Annotated in this window: 14 protein-coding genes; 10 read left to right on the top strand and 4 right to left on the bottom strand. The window is 66.2% G+C overall.

Translation table 11 applies throughout. The features are described from left to right. A partial coding sequence (locus tag BGO62_RS00895) for a 5'-3' exonuclease H3TH domain-containing protein (protein ID WP_296638630.1) occupies positions 1-1,312 on the bottom strand: 1,312 nt, incomplete at its 3' end. Positions 1,313-1,325: 13 nt separating this feature from the next. Between BGO62_RS00895 and BGO62_RS00890 the strand changes: the two genes are divergently transcribed. From BGO62_RS00890 to BGO62_RS00880, 3 genes are all read left to right on the top strand, one after another. Beyond that, positions 1,326-2,054, top strand: coding sequence for a TIGR00730 family Rossman fold protein (locus tag BGO62_RS00890; RefSeq protein WP_296638628.1), 729 nt, complete (start codon positions 1,326-1,328; stop codon positions 2,052-2,054). 50 nt (positions 2,055-2,104) lie between these two features. Further along, positions 2,105-2,428, top strand: coding sequence for a DUF2782 domain-containing protein (locus tag BGO62_RS00885; RefSeq protein ID WP_296638626.1), 324 nt, complete (start codon positions 2,105-2,107; stop codon positions 2,426-2,428). Positions 2,429-2,555: 127 nt separating this feature from the next. Then, the gene (locus BGO62_RS00880; protein WP_296638623.1) at positions 2,556-3,335 is read left to right on the top strand and encodes a BPSS1780 family membrane protein; all 780 of its coding nucleotides are present in this window, start codon (positions 2,556-2,558) and stop codon (positions 3,333-3,335) included. Here the strand turns inward: BGO62_RS00880 and BGO62_RS00875 are convergent. Further along, positions 3,311-5,470: a UvrD-helicase domain-containing protein gene (locus BGO62_RS00875; protein ID WP_296638620.1), complete on the bottom strand. Its 2,160-nt coding sequence runs from the start codon at positions 5,468-5,470 to the stop codon at positions 3,311-3,313. The genes BGO62_RS00880 and BGO62_RS00875 overlap by 25 nt on opposite strands. Before the next feature lie 199 nt (positions 5,471-5,669). On the opposite strand from BGO62_RS00875, the gene BGO62_RS00870 reads away from it, so the two are divergent. Both BGO62_RS00870 and glgP read left to right on the top strand, forming a co-directional pair. Continuing rightward, the gene (locus tag BGO62_RS00870) at positions 5,670-5,945 is read left to right on the top strand and encodes a MoaD/ThiS family protein (RefSeq protein ID WP_296638617.1); all 276 of its coding nucleotides are present in this window, start codon (positions 5,670-5,672) and stop codon (positions 5,943-5,945) included. Between the two features lie 112 nt (positions 5,946-6,057). Further along, positions 6,058-7,809, top strand: a complete 1,752-nt coding sequence (glgP, locus tag BGO62_RS00865; RefSeq protein WP_296638614.1) for an alpha-glucan family phosphorylase — start codon at positions 6,058-6,060, stop codon at positions 7,807-7,809. Positions 7,810-7,891: 82 nt separating this feature from the next. Here the strand turns inward: glgP and BGO62_RS00860 are convergent, their stop codons facing one another. Together BGO62_RS00860 and BGO62_RS00855 are read right to left on the bottom strand one after the other, a co-directional pair. Then, a complete protein-coding gene (locus tag BGO62_RS00860; protein ID WP_296638611.1) occupies positions 7,892-8,779 on the bottom strand; it encodes a phosphoribulokinase in 888 nt (295 codons plus the stop codon). 178 nt (positions 8,780-8,957) lie between these two features. After that, positions 8,958-9,464, bottom strand: coding sequence for a heme-binding protein (locus tag BGO62_RS00855; RefSeq protein ID WP_296638608.1), 507 nt, complete (start codon positions 9,462-9,464; stop codon positions 8,958-8,960). 162 nt (positions 9,465-9,626) lie between these two features. Here BGO62_RS00855 and leuS point away from each other — a divergent pair, with 162 nt between their 5' ends. From leuS to nadD, 5 genes are read left to right on the top strand one after another with little or no spacing between them, the layout of a single operon-like run. Next, entirely contained in the window at positions 9,627-12,200 is a 2,574-nt protein-coding gene (gene leuS, locus BGO62_RS00850; protein WP_296638605.1) for a leucine--tRNA ligase, read from the top strand. Next, the gene (lptE, locus tag BGO62_RS00845; RefSeq protein WP_296638602.1) at positions 12,197-12,697 is read left to right on the top strand and encodes an LPS assembly lipoprotein LptE; all 501 of its coding nucleotides are present in this window, start codon (positions 12,197-12,199) and stop codon (positions 12,695-12,697) included. Before leuS ends, lptE begins: the two co-directional genes overlap by 4 nt. Further along, the gene (gene holA, locus BGO62_RS00840) at positions 12,694-13,722 is read left to right on the top strand and encodes a DNA polymerase III subunit delta (protein ID WP_296638599.1); all 1,029 of its coding nucleotides are present in this window, start codon (positions 12,694-12,696) and stop codon (positions 13,720-13,722) included. Before lptE ends, holA begins: the two co-directional genes overlap by 4 nt. Continuing rightward, positions 13,722-14,999 (top strand): glutamate-5-semialdehyde dehydrogenase, encoded by a 1,278-nt coding sequence (locus BGO62_RS00835; RefSeq protein WP_296638633.1) that lies wholly within the window; start codon positions 13,722-13,724, stop codon positions 14,997-14,999. The genes holA and BGO62_RS00835 overlap by 1 nt, the downstream gene beginning before the upstream one ends. 4 nt (positions 15,000-15,003) lie before the next feature. After that, entirely contained in the window at positions 15,004-15,651 is a 648-nt protein-coding gene (nadD, locus tag BGO62_RS00830; RefSeq protein ID WP_296638596.1) for a nicotinate-nucleotide adenylyltransferase, read from the top strand. Positions 15,652-15,707 lie beyond the last annotated feature (56 nt).

Raw genomic sequence — 15,707 nt, 5'->3', positions numbered from 1 at the left:
GCTCGTGCGACTGGTGCGCTTCGAGCACGTAGGACTGCAGCAGCGTGTCGTCGATGACGCCGCCGAGCGCGATGCCGTAGTTGGCGAAAATATGGCAGTCGTATTTGAGGGGCTGGCCGATGATCCTGGGGTCGGGGTTTTCCAGCAGCGGCTTCAATCTGGCCAGGACGGCAGTCCGGTCAAGCTGCGCGGGCGCGCCGGCATAGTGATGCGCCAGCGGCAGGTAGGCCGCTTCGCCGTGGGCCGTGGCGAACGAGACGCCGACCAGTTCGGCCTGCATCGCGTTGAGGCTGGTGGTTTCGGTGTCGAGCGCAAACGCCGGCGCGGCTTCCAGCCTGGCGATCCAGGCGTCGAGCCGGCTCTCGGTCAGGATGGTTTCGTAGCCGGCGCGATGCTCGCCGCTGCAGTCCTGCTCGGGCGCCGCGGCCGCGCCGGTGGCGGCGGCGTCGAGCTCGCGCAGCCAGGTGCGGAACTCGTAACGCTCGAACAGCGCGCGCAGCGCGTCCCGGTCGCGCGCCCCGAGGACGAGATCGTCGAAATCGAACGGCAGCGCGACATCGGTCTTGATGGTGATCAGCGCGCGCGCCTGCGGCAGCCAGTCGCGGGCGGCGCGCAGGTTGTCGCCGACCACGCCCTTGATGGCGTCGGCATGCGCCAGCAGATTGTCGAGCGTGCCGTATTCGGCCAGCCATTTCACCGCGGTTTTCGGCCCGCATTTGGCGACGCCGGGGACGTTGTCGACGGCGTCGCCTACCAGCGCGAGGTAGTCGATGATGCGCTCCGGCGGCACCCCGAACTTGACGGCCACCCCGGCCTCGTCGAGCGTTTCCTGGCTCATGGTGTTGACCAGCGTCACATGGTCGTCGACCAGCTGCGCCATGTCCTTGTCGCCGGTGGAGACGATGCTGTGGATCCCCTTGCGCTCGGCGTGATGCACCAGGGTGCCGATCACGTCGTCGGCCTCGACGCCGTCGACGACGACGAGCGGCCAGCCCTCGGCGCGGATCGCCTCGTGCAGCGGCTCGATCTGGCTGCGCAGATCGTCCGGCATCGGCGGACGGTTCGCCTTGTAGGCGGGATAAAGCGCGTCGCGGAAGGTCTTGCCCTTCGCGTCGAACACGCAGGCGATATAATCGGCCGCGTAGTCCTTCCGCAGTTTGTGCAGCATCGCCAGCACGCCCTTGATCGCATTGGTTGGTTCGCCCGCCGAATTGCGCAGGTCGGGCAGCGCATGAAATGCGCGATACAGATAGGACGAGCCGTCCACCAGGAGCAGGATTTTTCTGGGTTGGCTTACACTGAAATCGTTCACGAGGCGCTCGAAAATGCACTTGGATAAATTGCCCGTCGCGGTCGACCCGGGGCGCGCCGCCGAGATTAATTATTCGGCGCGCGAGTCGTGGCGGATGCTGGGGATTATGGCAGAGTTCGTCGAGGCGACCGAACGCCTGGCGTCGATCCGCCCGGCGGTTTCGATCTTTGGCAGCGCGCGCACGCCGCCCGACCATGCGTACTACATGCTCACCGAAGACATCGCGCGCAAGCTGTCCGATGCGGGCTTCTCAGTGGTCTCCGGCGGCGGCCCCGGCATCATGGAAGCCGCCAACAAGGGCGCGTATTTCGGCAAGTCGCCCAGCGTCGGCCTTAACATCCAGTTGCCGCACGAACAAAGCGCCAACATGTATCAGGACATCAGCCAGACCTTCCAGCACTTTTTCGCGCGCAAGGTCATGTTCGTCAAGTTCGCCGCGGCCTACGTCGTCATGCCGGGCGGCTACGGCACGCTGGACGAGCTGTTCGAGGCGCTGACACTGGTGCAGACCGGAAAAATCGCCGGCATCCCCATCATCCTGGTGGGCTCGAAATTCTGGAGCGGACTGGCCGACTGGGTGAAGGACCGCCTGGTCGAAGAGGGCATGATTTCCCCCAAGGACGTTGAGCTGATGCGCATCATCGACCGGCCGGAAGAGGTGCTCGATGCGATCTTCAGCCACTATGAAAAACGCGGCTTCATGCCGTCGCTGGCCGAGCGCGAAATCCAGTTCAATCTGTAGCCCCTTCCCTTTTGACCTAAGCTGACACTATTCGCTTTCTGGAGCCTGCCATGCGTTATCCCGTTGTGTTGCTGACCCTGATGCTGAGCGGCCTTGCCGTCGCCGCCGCACCGTCCGGGCGTCCGCCCGGACTGGAGCCGGTTCCGGATGGCGCGCCGGGCCCCGGCGACGCGCCTGCGGTGACGATCAAGCCGAGCAGCCAGGGCCGCGTCGTCGAATACCGCGCCAACGGCAAGCTGTACATGCTGAAAGTCATTCCCAGGGTCGGCAAGCCGTATTTCCTGATCGACCAGAAGGGCGACGGCCAGTTTGCGCGGCAGGACAGCCTCGATTCCGGAATGCGGCCGCCGATGTGGGTGGTGAAGGAATTCTGAGCCGTTGCCCGCGCACCGCTTATTCCATTGACGGGGTGCCCGGCCGTTCGCGGCGCCCATCAATGACAGCCCGGCCTGAAGGTTCCCTTTTCAGGCCGATTCGTGACGTACCGATCCAATCCGTTGCATGACGACTGCATCCAATCAAGACATTCCGCGCAAGGTCGCGGCCAGCCAGGGCTTCCAGTGGCTGGCCGCGGGCTTTCGCCTGTATCGCAAGAACCCCCTGCTGCTGTCCGCCGCGTTCGGCGTGCTGTTCGGCACGGTGATGGCGCTCGGCCTGATTCCCGTGGTCGGCGGATCGCTGTCGGAGCTGGCCTCGCCGCTGATGGTGGCCGGCTTCATGGCGGCATACCGCGCGCTCGACGAGGGCCGCGAGCTCGAACTGCCGAATTTTCTGGCCGGGGTTCAGGGGCCGGCGATTCCGTTGATGACCGTCGGCGCGGTGCAACTGCTGGGCACCCTGCTGATCGGCCAGGTCATGCTCGGCATGGGCTTCGACCCGGCTGCGATGATGGCCGCCGCCGCCAAGGGAGGGGAGGCTTCGCCGGCCGAAATGCAGGCGATACTGAACCAGGCCATGCCTGCGGTGCTTGTCGGGCTGGCCTTGTTTGCTCCGCTGATCATGGCCACCTGGTTCGCGCCTGCGCTGATCCTGTTCGGCGGCGCGCGTCCGGCCACCGCGCTGGGGGTGAGCCTGCGTGCGGTGGCGAGGAACTGGGCGGCGATGCTGGTGAACAGCTTCGCGCTCGGGCTGCTGCTGTTCTTTGCCGCGCTGGTGCCGATGCTGCTCGGCTTGCTGGTGGCAATGCCGGTCCTGTTCGGTTCGCTGTATGCCTCGTATCAGGCGATTTTCGCGGTGTGGGCGGACGATGCCGCGCCCTACGCGGGCGACAGCTTGGCGTAGGCCAGCGCCAGCCACTTGGTGCCGGCGTCGCGGAATTTCACCTGCACCCGCGCGTCCGGCCCGCGCCCCTCGAAGTCGATGATGATGCCGGTGCCGAACTTGGCATGGGCGACGCTCTGCCCCACCTTGTAGCCGGTGTCGTTGCCGGATTGGCCCTGGCTGCGCGGCATCGGGGCGGGCGCGCGATAGCCCGGGGAAGCGGCGGATTCGCTGCGGCGGTTGAGAGGCAGCAGCACCTGCTCCGGCAACTCATCCAGAAAGCGCGACGGCAGGCCGTAGCGGATCTGGCCGTGCAGCATGCGCGACTGCGCGTGCGACAGGTACAGGCGGCGCCGCGCGCGGGTGATCGCCACGTACATCAGCCGCCGTTCTTCCTCCAGGCCATTTTCCTCGTTGGCGCTCTGCTCGTGCGGAAACAGGCCTTCCTCCAGCCCGGTGATGAACACGGCGTGAAACTCCAGGCCCTTGGCGGCGTGCACCGTCATCAGCTGCAGCGCGTCGTGGCCGGCGCCGGCCTGGTGCTCGCCCGCTTCCAGCGCGGCGTGGGCGAGAAAACGCTCCAGCTCGGGCTGGATCATTTCGGCGGAGCCTGCCGCATCCGGAGAAGCGGGTTCTTCCGCGAACAGCGCCGCCGCGTTGATCAGTTCGTTGAGGTTTTCCAGGCGGTCGGCGCTTTCCTTGTCGGCGCGGTAGTAGTCCGCCAGCCCGCTGGCCTCGATGACATGGTCGATCGCCTCGGGCAAGGGCAGGTCGCGCGTGCTGGCCTTGATCTCCTCGATCAGCCGGGCGAACCCGGCGACCTTGCCGCCGGACGTGCAGGCGGCCTGCCACAGGCTGGCGCCCGAGCGCGCGGCCGTGTCGGCCAGCTGTTCCAGGGTGCGCGCGCCGATGCCGCGGGCGGGGAAGTTCACGACCCGCAGAAATGCGCCATCGTCTTCCGGGTTGGTCAGCAGGCGCAGGTAGGCGAGTGCGTGCTTGATTTCCTGGCGCTCGAAAAAACGCAGTCCGCCATACACGCGATACGGCACGCTGGCGGAGAACAGCGCGTGCTCCAGCACCCGCGACTGCGCGTTGGAACGGTACAGCAGCGCCATCTCGGACAGCGCCATGCCCTCGCGGTTGAGCGCGCGCACCTCGTCCACCACGAAGCTCGCCTCGTCCTGGTCGGAATACGCCTCGAACACGCGGACCGGCTCGCCGTCGCCCTCCGCCGTCCACAGGTTCTTGCCGAGGCGGTGCGCGTTCTGCGAGATCAGCGTGTTGGCGGCGGTGAGGATGTGGCCGTGGCTGCGGTAGTTCTGCTCCAGCTTGATCACGTTGCCGTGCGCGAACTCGCGCTCGAACTCGGCCATGTTGGCGGTGTTGGCGCCGCGGAAAGCGTAGATCGACTGGTCGTCGTCGCCGACCGCGAACAGCGCGGTGTGCGGCCCGGCAAACAGCTTCAGCCAGCGGTATTGCAGCGTGTTGGTGTCCTGGAACTCGTCGATCAGGATGTGCTTGAAGCGGTCCTGGTAGTGCTCGCGCAGCGGTTCGTTGCGGTACAGCAGTTCGTAGGAGCGCAGCAGCAGCTCGGCAAAGTCTGCCACCCCCTCGCGCTGGCATTGCGCGTCGTAGGCCTCGTACAGCTCGGCCATGCGCATCGAATATTCGTCGAACGCCTCGGCATCGCGCGCGCGCCGGCCGGCTTCCTTGTGGCCGTTGATGAACCCCTGCACCTTCTTCGGCTCGTATTTCTCGGTGTCGACGTTCATCGCCTTCATCAGCCGCTTGATCGCCGACAGCTGGTCCGAGCTGTCGAGGATCTGGAACGACTGCGGCAGGCCGGCTTCGCGGTAATGGATCCGCAACAGCCGGTTGGCCAGGCCATGAAAGGTGCCGACCCACATGCCGCGCGTGTTGATCGGCAGCATCGCCGAAATCCGCGTCAGCATCTCCTTCGCCGCCTTGTTGGTGAAGGTCACCGCCAGCACGCCCAGCGGCGATACCTGGCCGCTCTGGATCAGCCACACCATGCGGGTGGTCAGTACCCGCGTCTTGCCGGAGCCGGCGCCCGCGAGGATCAGCGCGGATTCGTGCGGCAGCGTCACCGCGGCGCGCTGTTCGGGGTTGAGGTTTTCCAGCAGATGGGGGGACATACGGGGGTAGAATCAGGCGATTGTTGAGGCGGCACAGCGATGCAGTTGACGGCAGTATGGGGGGTGTCTCGTCCGAGTCAATCCGCGCAGCGAGGCCGTCTCAAATAACCCGCTGTTTTCAACGTCTATCGATTCGCCATGCCGATAGCCCGGCCGGCCTCCGTTGGCCCACGCGAACGCCGCCCGCGCCGAATCGATCATGGCGAATTATAAGGGGCTCTCCATGGTGAAAATCCTGTTTTTCGGCGATCTGGTCGACGTCCTCGGCATGAGCGCCGACGAAATCGCGCTGCCGCCCGACATCACCGATGTCGAACGCCTGCTGTTCCTGCTGTCGCGGCGCGGCGAGATGTGGAAAAAGATGCTGCTCGGCAATCCCAAGCTGAATGTCACGGTGAACAAGCAGTTCGCCGAGAAATCCGCCCCGCTCAAGGACGGCGACGAAATTGCGCTGGTGGGGTTCGCGGTGGCGTGAACCGGCCCCGCCGCCGCCCGGCGCCACGGGCGGCCGCAGGACATGAACGCGGCCGCGAGGCCGCAGTTGCGCCATGGCCGCAGCGAAGAATGCACCGCAAGGAGACGTGAGCATGCTCGATGAATTCATCCACGAACCGCGCGTCGCCTACTTCTCCATGGAGATCGCGCTGCGCAACGAAATCCCGACCTACTCCGGTGGCCTGGGCGTGCTGGCCGGCGACACCGTGCACTCGGCCGCCGACCTCGCGTTGCCGCTGGTGGCGGTGAGTCTGGTGAGCCGCGCCGGCTATTTTCGCCAGCAGATCGATGCGCAGGGGCGGCAGGTCGAGCAAGCGGCCATGTGGGAGCCGGCGACATGGGCGCAGCCGCTGGGCGCCAAGATCGCCGTGTCGATCGAGGGCCGGGCTGTGTGGATCGGCGCGTGGCTGTATGTGCTCGAGGGCCACATGGGCGGCCGCCAGCCGGTGCTGCTGCTCGACACCGATCTGGACGAGAACCGGGATGACGACCGCGAGATCACCCATTTCCTGTACGGCGGCGACGACGTCTACCGGTTCAAGCAGGAGATCGTGCTCGGCATCGGCGGAGTGCGCCTGCTGCGGGCGCTCGGTTTCAGGGTCCGCCAATACCATATGAACGAAGGGCACTCCGCACTGCTTGGCCTCGAACTGCTGCGGCGCTACGTTTACCCGCCCGAGGATCTGCGCCCGGGCGAGCCGCCCTACGATCTGCCGCGGGTGCGCGCGCTATGCAACTTCACCACCCATACCCCGGTCGAGGCCGGTCACGACCGTTTTTCCTATGCGCTGGTGCAGCGCGTGCTCGACAATGCGGCCGATGCCGAGAGCGCGCAGCGCAGCCGCCCCGCGGCCGGCGAAGGCTTTGTCGATCTGGCGACGCTCAAGCATCTTGCGGGCGAGGACGACCTCAACATGACGCGGCTTGCGCTCAACTTGAGCGAATACGTGAACGGCGTGGCCAAGCGCCACGCCGAAATCTCGAATACGATGTTCCCCGGCTATCGGGTGCATGCCGTCACCAACGGGGTGCACCCTTTCACCTGGACCAGCGCGCCTTTCCGCGCGCTTTACGATCATTATCTGCCGAGCTGGTGCCACGAGCCCGAACAGCTGATGCGCGCCGACTGCTGCATTCCCGATGCCGCCATCTGGGAGGCGCATGCGCAGGCGAAGCAGATGCTCGTCGAGCGGGTACGCGCGCACACCGGTGTCGCCCTGCATCCGGAGGTGCCGACCCTCGGGTTTGCCCGGCGCATGACCGCGTACAAGCGCCCCGACCTGTTGTTCGCCGACCTCGAGCGGCTGCAGGCGATCGCCCGGCAGCACCCGTTCCAGATCGTGCTCGCCGGCAAGGCGCACCCGCGCGACGAAAACGGCAAACGGCTGATCGAACGGTTGCACGCGCAGGCGCGCGCGCTCGAAGGCGTCGTGCCGGTCGTCTATCTGCCCGATTACGACATGGACATCGCCCAGGCGCTGGTGGCCGGCGTCGACATCTGGCTCAACACGCCGCTGCGCCCGTACGAGGCTTCCGGCACCAGCGGCATGAAGGCGGCGCTCAATGGCGTGCCGAGCCTGTCGGTGCTCGATGGTTGGTGGATCGAGGGCTGTATCGAAGGATTGACCGGCTGGGCGGTCGGCGATGCCGCGGGCACGAACGGCGGCGACGCCCGCGCACTGTACGACAAGCTCGAACAGACGGTGCTGCCGCTTTATTACGGGCATGCGCAGGATCCGGGCAGCTGGATCAGGCTCATGAAGGGCGCGATCAGCAAGAACGCGGCGTACTTCAACAGCCACCGCATGATGCGCCGCTACGCGACGGAAGCGTACATCCGATGAACCCGGCGGGTGGCAAGCGCCACGCAATGCCATAAAAAAACGGAGCCGGGCCGGCTCCGTTTTCCGTTCAAGCCCGACCTGCCTACTTGCTCTTGCCGGCGATCATGTCCTGAATGATGGGGGCCAGGATCAGCTCCATGGCAAAACCCATCTTGGCACCCGGCACCACGAGGGTGTTGCGGCGCGACATGAAGGAGTTCGGGATCATGTTCAAGAGGTAGGGGAAATCGACGCCCTTGGGTTCGCGGAAGCGGATCACGATGAAGCTTTCGTCCGGCGTCGGAATGTCGCGCGTGATGAAGGGGTTGGAGGTGTCGACGGTGGAGACGCGCTGGAAGTTGATGTCGGTGCGCGAGAACTGCGGGGTGATGTAGTTCACGTAGTCCGGCATGCGGCGCAGGATGGTGTCGACGATGACGTCGGCGGAGTAGCCGCGCTCGGCGCCGTCGCGGTGGATTTTCTGGATCCATTCGAGGTTGACGATGGGCACCACGCCGATGCCGAGGTCGACGTGCTGCGAGACGTCGACGTCGTCGGTTTTCACCAGGCCGTGCAGACCCTCGTAGAACAGCACGTCGGAGCCGGCCGGCACGTCTTCCCACGGGGTGAATTCGCCGGGGTTGAGGCTGGTGTTGAGGCGCTTGTTGTGCTCGGCGGCCTCTTCGTCGCTGTGGATGTAGTAGCGCTTCTTGCCGCCACCGGTTTCGCCGTAGGTCTTGAACAGTTCGGCCAGCTTGGCAAAGTGGTTGGCTTGCGGGCCGAAATGGCTGAAGTGCATATTGCCTTCAGCTTCGGCCTTCTTCACGGCGTCCTTGAATTCCATGCGCGACAGGCAATGGAAGCTGTCGCCTTCGATCACGGCAGCATTGATCTTTTCGCGGAAGAAAATATGCTCGAACGCGCGCTTGACCGTGGTGGTGCCGGCGCCGGACGAACCCGTGACCGCAATGACGGGATGCTTCTTGGACATGCTGGGACTCCCTGAAGAGGTAAGAATGAAAGGCGAAAACCCCGCATTTTACCCGCAAGGGGTAGGCCGTGGTAGTGGCGGCGCCGAAGCCACCAGGGACCCCGATCCACTATGGACTAAAGTCCATGTGGAGTCGTATGCCCCGGCAAGTGCGCGGCCTGCTTCAGGGGAGGGGCGCTTACATGGCGAATTCCAGCCGTTCCTCCACTTTCTTCAGCGCGGCTGCGGCACAGGCGGCATCCTTGTCGCCGCCGGGCGCGCCGGAGATCCCGACCGCGCCGATCAGGCTGCCGGCGGCGCGGATCGGCAGCGCGCCGTCCATCACGATAAGGCCGTCGATGTGGTTGAGCTCGGGGCGGATGTCGCCGCGCGCGGCGCGGAACTCGCCTGATTCGGTGCCCGACATGATGGTCATGCCGGCCTTGCGCTCGGCGATTTCCAGCGTGTGGCGCGCGGCCAGCGTGTCGCGCAGCGCGACCTGCACGTTGCCGGCCCGATCCAGCACGACGGCGGAGACGTTGTAGCCGTCCTGGCGGCAGGCCTCGACCGAGGCCATGGCGATATCGCGCGCCAGTTCCAGGCCGATCTGCTTGACCGGCAGCACGTCGGGCTGGGCGGCCATGGCGGACAGGGAGGTGGCGGGCAGGGAAGCGACAAGCAGGGTGAGCGGAAGCAGCGTTTTCATGTAAGTCTCCTTCGGGGTAAAGGGTAACCGACATCCGTGGATGGGCCGTGTTCCCGGCCAGTGCAAAACAGGCCGGCCGGCCGCAGTGGGAATGCGCCAGATCCGGGCGGCGCGGCGGGGCCGGCGGTATAATCGCCGGCTTGATTCTAAGCGGTTGCTGCAATGCAAGAAAAATACCTTCCCTCGGACATCGAACACGCCGCCCAGCAGAAATGGGCGGCCAGCCAGGCCTATCGCGCGGCCGACGCGTCCGACCGTCCCAAGTACTACTGCCTGTCGATGTTCCCCTACCCCTCGGGCAAGCTGCACATGGGGCACGTGCGCAACTACACCATCGGCGACGTGCTGGCGCGCTACCACGCGATGCGCGGCTTCAATGTGCTGCAGCCTATGGGCTGGGACGCCTTCGGCCTGCCGGCGGAGAACGCGGCGATCGCCAACAACGTGCCGCCCGCCGCCTGGACCTACGCCAACATCGACCACATGCGCACGCAGCTGCAGGCGCTCGGCTTCGCCATCGACTGGTCGCGCGAGCTAGCCACCTGCAAGCCGGACTACTACCGCTGGGAGCAGTGGCTGTTCACCCGCCTGTTCGAAAAGGGCGTGATCTACAAGAAGATGGCCAGCGTGAACTGGGACCCGGTCGACCAGACGGTGCTCGCCAACGAACAGGTGATCGATGGCCGCGGCTGGCGCTCCGGCGCGCTGGTCGAAAAGCGCGACATCCCGATGTACTTCTTCCGCATCACCCAGTACGCGGACGAGCTTCTGAGCGGGCTGGACAGCCTGCCCGGCTGGCCCGAGCGGGTCAAGACCATGCAGGCCAACTGGATCGGCAAGAGCGTCGGCGTGCGCTTCGCCTTCCCCTACCAGCTGGATGGCAAGGACGAGAAGCTGTGGGTGTTCACCACCCGCGCCGACACCGTCATGGGCGTGACCTTCTGCGCCGTGGCCGCCGAGCACCCGCTCGCCGCCCGCGCCGCTGCGGATAATCCGGAACTCGCCGCGTTCATCAATGAGTGCAAGCAGGGCAGCGTCGCCGAAGCCGACATGGCGACGATGGAAAAGAAGGGCATGGACACCGGCTTCAAGGTGACCCATCCGCTCACCGGCGAAGCGATCCCGGTGTGGGTCGGCAACTACGTGCTGATGAGCTACGGCGAAGGCGCGGTGATGGCGGTGCCGGCGCACGACGAGCGCGACTTCGGTTTCGCACAGAAGTATGGTCTGCCGATCAAGCAGGCGATCGCAGTCGAGGGCGAGACCTTCTCGCTCGACGGCTGGCAGGAATGGTACGGCGACAAGACGCGCGGCCGCTGCGTCAATTCCGGCAAGTACGACGGCCTCGGCTACGAAGCCGCGGTCGACGCCATCGCCGCCGACCTCGCTGCGCTGAATCTCGGCGAGAAGAAGACCCAGTTTCGCCTGCGCGACTGGGGCATCTCGCGCCAGCGCTACTGGGGCTGCCCGATCCCGATCATCCACTGCGACGCCTGCGGCGACGTGCCGGTGCCGGCCCAGCAGCTGCCGGTGGTGCTGCCGGAAGACGTGGTTCCGGACGGTTCCGGCAATCCGCTCAACAAGCGCGCCGACTTCGTCAACTGCAGCTGCCCCAAATGCGGCGGCGCGGCGCGGCGCGAGACCGACACCATGGACACCTTCGTCGAGTCGTCGTGGTATTACGCGCGCTACGCCTGCCCCGACTTCGCCGACGGCATGCTGGATCAGCGCGCGAACCAGTGGCTGCCGGTCGACCAGTACATCGGCGGCATCGAGCACGCCATCCTGCACCTGCTGTACGCGCGCTTCTTCCACAAGCTGATGCGCGACGAGGGGCTGGTGGCGAGCGACGAGCCCTTCGCCAACCTGCTGACGCAGGGCATGGTGGTCGCCGACACCTACTACCGCGAGGATGCGAGCGGCAAGAAGACTTGGTTCAACCCGGCCGATGTTGAAATGAAGGACGGCGTGGCGATCCTCAAGACCGACGGTGCGTCGGTGGTCGTCGGCGGCACCGAGAAAATGTCGAAGTCGAAGAACAACGGCGTCGATCCGCAGGCGCTGATCGATGCGTACGGCGCCGACACCGCGCGCCTGTTCACCATGTTCGCTGCACCGCCGGAGCAGAGCCTGGAGTGGTCGGACGCCGGGGTCGAGGGCGCGCACCGCTTTCTCAAGCGGCTGTGGAAGCTGGCCTACGAACACGTGCAGGGCGGAGCGGTCGCGGCGTTTTCCGGCGGCGAGCTGCCGGAAGCGGCAAAAACCCTGCGCCGCCAACTGCACCAGACGATCCAGAAAGTCGGCGACGACATCGAGCGCCGCAAGCAGTTCAACACCGCGATTGCGGCAGTGATGGAGCTGATGAACGCGCTCGGCAGGCTGGAGGGCATGGATGCCGTCACCCGCAGCGTGCGGCAGGAAGTGCTGGAAGCTGCGGTCGCGATGCTGGTACCGATGGTGCCGCACATCAGCGAGGCGCTGTACGCCGAACTGAAGCCGGGTGCCGCGCTGGCGTGGCCGGCGGTGGACGAAAGTGCATTGGTGCAGGACGAGATCGAGCTGATGCTGCAGGTCAATGGCAAGCTGCGCGGGCAGATCCGCGTGGCGGCGACGGCGGCGCGCGAAGTGGTTGAAGCGGTTGCGCTGGCAAGCGAGGCAGCGCAGAAATATCTCCAAGGGCAGCCGCCGAAGAAAGTCGTGGTGGTGCCGGGACGTTTGGTTAATATCGTCGCATGAAGCGTCGACTGTTCCTTGCCGCCCTGCCTGCCGCGCTTGTCGCGGGCTGCGGCTTCCAGCTGCGCCGGGTGACCGACCTGCCGTTTGCCAGCCTGTATATCGAGGCGGCCTCGGGCAGCGCGGTGGCGCAGCGCATTCGTGCCCTGCTGACGGCGAACAAGCAGACGCGGCTGGCCGCGACCGCGGCCGAGGCCGAGGCCGTGCTGAAGCTGAGGGAGGACGTCCGCAGCAAAACCATTCTTTCGCTGTCGGGCGCAGGGCGCGTTACCGAGTACCGGCTCGGCTTGCGGCTGACCTATGCGGTCAGCGGCAGGGACGGGCAAGAATGGGGGGCGCCTGAAACCATCGAGTTGAACCGCGACATGACCTACGACGATGCGCAGCTGCTGGCCAAGGGCGCCGAAGAAAAGCTGCTGTATCGCGATATGGAAGACAACGCGGCCTTGCGGATTCTGCGTCGCCTGCAAAACCTGAAACCAGGAAACGGCACTTCTTGAACATTCCGGCCGATCGCCTGTCCGACCACCTTGCGCGTGGCCTCGCCGCGCTTTACGTGGTGGTGGGCGACGAGCCGCTGGCGGCGCAGGAGGCGGGCGACGCCATCCGCGCGGCGGCGCGTGCGGCAGGTCACAGCGAACGCACTGTCTACACCGTGCAGGGGCGCTACAACTGGCAGGGCATTTTCGCTGCCGGCGACAATCTTTCGCTGTTCGCCGAGCGCCGCCTGGCAGAAATCCGCATTCCCTCCGGCAAGCCCGGCGTCGACGGCGCCAAGGCGCTGGAAACCTACGCCGCCAAGCTGCCCGCCGACACGCTCACCCTGATCAGCCTGCCGGGGCTGGACTGGAAGACCATGCAGAGCCGCTGGTTCGCCGCGCTCGCCAAAAGCGGCGTGGTGGTCGAGGCCAAGCCGGTCGACCGTGCCGCCCTGCCTGGCTGGATCGACCGCCGGCTGGCCAGGCAGGGCCTGCGCGCCGACCGCGCCGCGCTGGAATTCCTGGCCGATCAGGTCGAAGGGAATTTGCTGGCGGCGCAGCAGGAGATCGACAAGCTCGCGCTGCTACTGCCGGCGGGAACGATCACGCTGGCCGACGTCGAGCATGCCGTGGCCGACGTCAGCCGGCTGGAGGCCGACGCCTTGCAGGATGCCTTGTATGCGGGCGATGGCGCGCGCTTTGCCCAGGTGGTGGCCGATTTGAGAGACAGCGGCGAAGCGGTGCCGGCCATCCTGTGGCAGGTGTCGTCAGCAGTGCAGCTGCTGCTCAGGCTAAAATCGGCAGTGACGCAGGGCGACAGCCTGCCCGCCGCGATGCGGACGCTGTGGGGGCGCGACAAGCAGCGCGCGCCGCAGATCGAACGCGCGCTCAAGCGCCTGGGCCTGGCAAGAATTGAAAGCGCGCTGTCCGACCTGGCGCTGATCGACCGTCAGGCCAAGGGGCTGGAGCGGGTGGGCGATCCCTGGGATACGCTGCTGCGCGTGGGCATGACACTGGCTGAACCGGTTAGCAATGGAAACAGATGATGGATATTAAAAGCTACATGCAGACGGTGGGCAAACAGGCGCGCGAAGCCTCGCGCGCGATTGCTCGCGCCGACACCAACCAGAAGAACCGCGCGCTCTTGGCGATGGCTGCGGCGATCCGCCGCGATGCCGCGAAGCTGCTGGCGGCGAACGCGCGCGACATGGAGCACGCGCGCGCCAGCGGGCTCGACGCCGCGCTACTCGATCGCCTGCAGATCAACGAAAAAGCCGTGGCCGGCATCGCCGAAGGCCTGGAGCAGATCGCCGCCTTGCCCGATCCGGTCGGCGAAATCACCGATCTCAAGTATCGCCCTTCCGGCATCCAGGTCGGCAAGATGCGGGTGCCGCTCGGCGTCATCGGCATCATCTACGAGGCGCGCCCCAACGTCACCGCGGACGCTGCCGGGCTGTGCCTGAAATCCGGCAACGCGGCGATCCTGCGCGGCGGCTCCGAGGCGCTGCACTCCAACCAGGTGGTCGCCGCCTGCGTGCGCGAAGGCCTCGAAGTGGCCGGCCTGCCGGCGACCGTGGTGCAGGTGATCGAGACCACCGACCGCGCCGCGGTGGGCGAACTCATCACCATGAAGGACTATGTGGATGTGATCGTGCCGCGCGGCGGCAAGGGGCTGATCGAGCGCATCACCGGCGAGGCGCGGGTGCCGGTGATCAAGCACCTGCACGGCAACTGCCACGTCTACGTCGACGACCGCGCCGACCTCGCCAAGGCGGTGAAGATCGTCGAGAACGCCAAGACCCAGCGCTACGGCACCTGCAACACCACCGAGTCGCTGCTGGTGGCGCGCGGCGTCGCCGCGGCGGTGCTGCCGGAGATCGGCCGCATGCTGGCTGCCAAAGATGTGGAAATGCGCGCCAATCCGGAAGCGCTGGCGATTCTGCAGGGAGCCGGCATCGCGGCGGACAAGTTGAAAGCCGCGGTGGACGCCGACTGGGTCGAGGAATATCTCGGCCCCATCATCGCGGTCAAGGTGGTCGACGGCATCGACGAAGCCATCGTCCACATCAATACCCACGGTTCGCAGCACACCGACGCCATCGTCACCGAGGACTACGGCCGCGCGCGCCGCTTTCTGCGCGAGGTCGATTCGGCGAGCGTGGTGGTCAACGCCTCGACGCGCTTTGCCGACGGATTCGAGTATGGCCTCGGCGCTGAAATCGGCATTTCCACCGACAAGATCCACGCGCGCGGCCCGGTCGGCCTGGAAGGGCTGACCAGCCAGAAATGGGTGGTGCTGGGAGACGGGCACGTCCGCGGCTAAGGCCATGCCGCCCATCGGCATCTTCGGCGGCACCTTCGATCCCATCCACTTCGGCCATCTGCGGCTGGCCGAGGAAATGGCGGCGGCGATCGGCTTGAGCCGGGTGCTGTTCATTCCCGCCGGACAGCCGCCGCACCGCGGCGCGCCGCGCACCGCGGCGGCGCACCGGCTGGAAATGGTGCGCCGGGCGATTGCCGGCAACCCGCGCTTCGAGGTGGATGCGCGCGAAATCCAGCGACCGGAGCTGAGCTACACGGTGGACACGCTGGCCGCCCTGCGCGCAGAGCTGGGCAACGAGCAACCGCTGTGGCTGCTGCTGGGGGCGGATGCCTTTCTCGGGCTGCCGGGCTGGCATCAATGGCGGCGGCTGTTCGATCTGGCGAATATTGCGGTCGCCGCGCGCTCCGGTGCGCAGTCGCTGCAGCCCGACGCGCTGCCGGATGAGCTGAAACACGAACTATCGCAACGGCAGCAAGCCGCCGGATCGGCCGCTTGCCCGGCCGGCTCGGTGCTGTTGCGACAGATGACGCCGCTGGGCATTTCGGCCACCGCCATCCGCGACACCCTGGCACGGCGTGGCAGCGCGCGTTATCTGCTGCCCGACGCCGTGCTCGACTACATTCACGAACACCAACTCTATCTTTATCCATGAACATCGAAAACAAAATCAAGCTGATCGTCGCCGCCCTCGAAGAGGTCAAGGCGCAA

Origin of the sequence: Thiobacillus sp. 65-1402 (genome assembly GCF_001897685.1) — a bacterium.
Lineage (GTDB): Bacteria > Pseudomonadota > Gammaproteobacteria > Burkholderiales > Thiobacillaceae > Thiobacillus.
The sequence above is the reverse complement of the archived record's forward strand: the minus strand, read 5'-3'. Positions and strand labels throughout refer to the sequence as shown.

Excerpts from the sequence above, each read along its gene's own strand:
- BGO62_RS00855 (WP_296638608.1), bottom strand. The coding sequence starts at position 9,464 with ATGAAAACGCTGCTTCCGCTCACCCTGCTTGTCGCTTCCCTGCCCGCC.
- BGO62_RS00880 (WP_296638623.1), top strand. The coding sequence starts at position 2,556 with ATGACGACTGCATCCAATCAAGACATTCCGCGCAAGGTCGCGGCCAGC.
- BGO62_RS00870 (WP_296638617.1), top strand. The coding sequence starts at position 5,670 with ATGGCGAATTATAAGGGGCTCTCCATGGTGAAAATCCTGTTTTTCGGC.
- BGO62_RS00875 (WP_296638620.1), bottom strand. The coding sequence starts at position 5,470 with ATGTCCCCCCATCTGCTGGAAAACCTCAACCCCGAACAGCGCGCCGCG.
- nadD (WP_296638596.1), top strand. The coding sequence starts at position 15,004 with ATGCCGCCCATCGGCATCTTCGGCGGCACCTTCGATCCCATCCACTTC.
- BGO62_RS00885 (WP_296638626.1), top strand. The coding sequence starts at position 2,105 with ATGCGTTATCCCGTTGTGTTGCTGACCCTGATGCTGAGCGGCCTTGCC.
- leuS (WP_296638605.1), top strand. The coding sequence starts at position 9,627 with ATGCAAGAAAAATACCTTCCCTCGGACATCGAACACGCCGCCCAGCAG.
- BGO62_RS00890 (WP_296638628.1), top strand. The coding sequence starts at position 1,326 with ATGCACTTGGATAAATTGCCCGTCGCGGTCGACCCGGGGCGCGCCGCC.
- glgP (WP_296638614.1), top strand. The coding sequence starts at position 6,058 with ATGCTCGATGAATTCATCCACGAACCGCGCGTCGCCTACTTCTCCATG.
- lptE (WP_296638602.1), top strand. The coding sequence starts at position 12,197 with ATGAAGCGTCGACTGTTCCTTGCCGCCCTGCCTGCCGCGCTTGTCGCG.
- BGO62_RS00835 (WP_296638633.1), top strand. The coding sequence starts at position 13,722 with ATGGATATTAAAAGCTACATGCAGACGGTGGGCAAACAGGCGCGCGAA.
- BGO62_RS00860 (WP_296638611.1), bottom strand. The coding sequence starts at position 8,779 with ATGTCCAAGAAGCATCCCGTCATTGCGGTCACGGGTTCGTCCGGCGCC.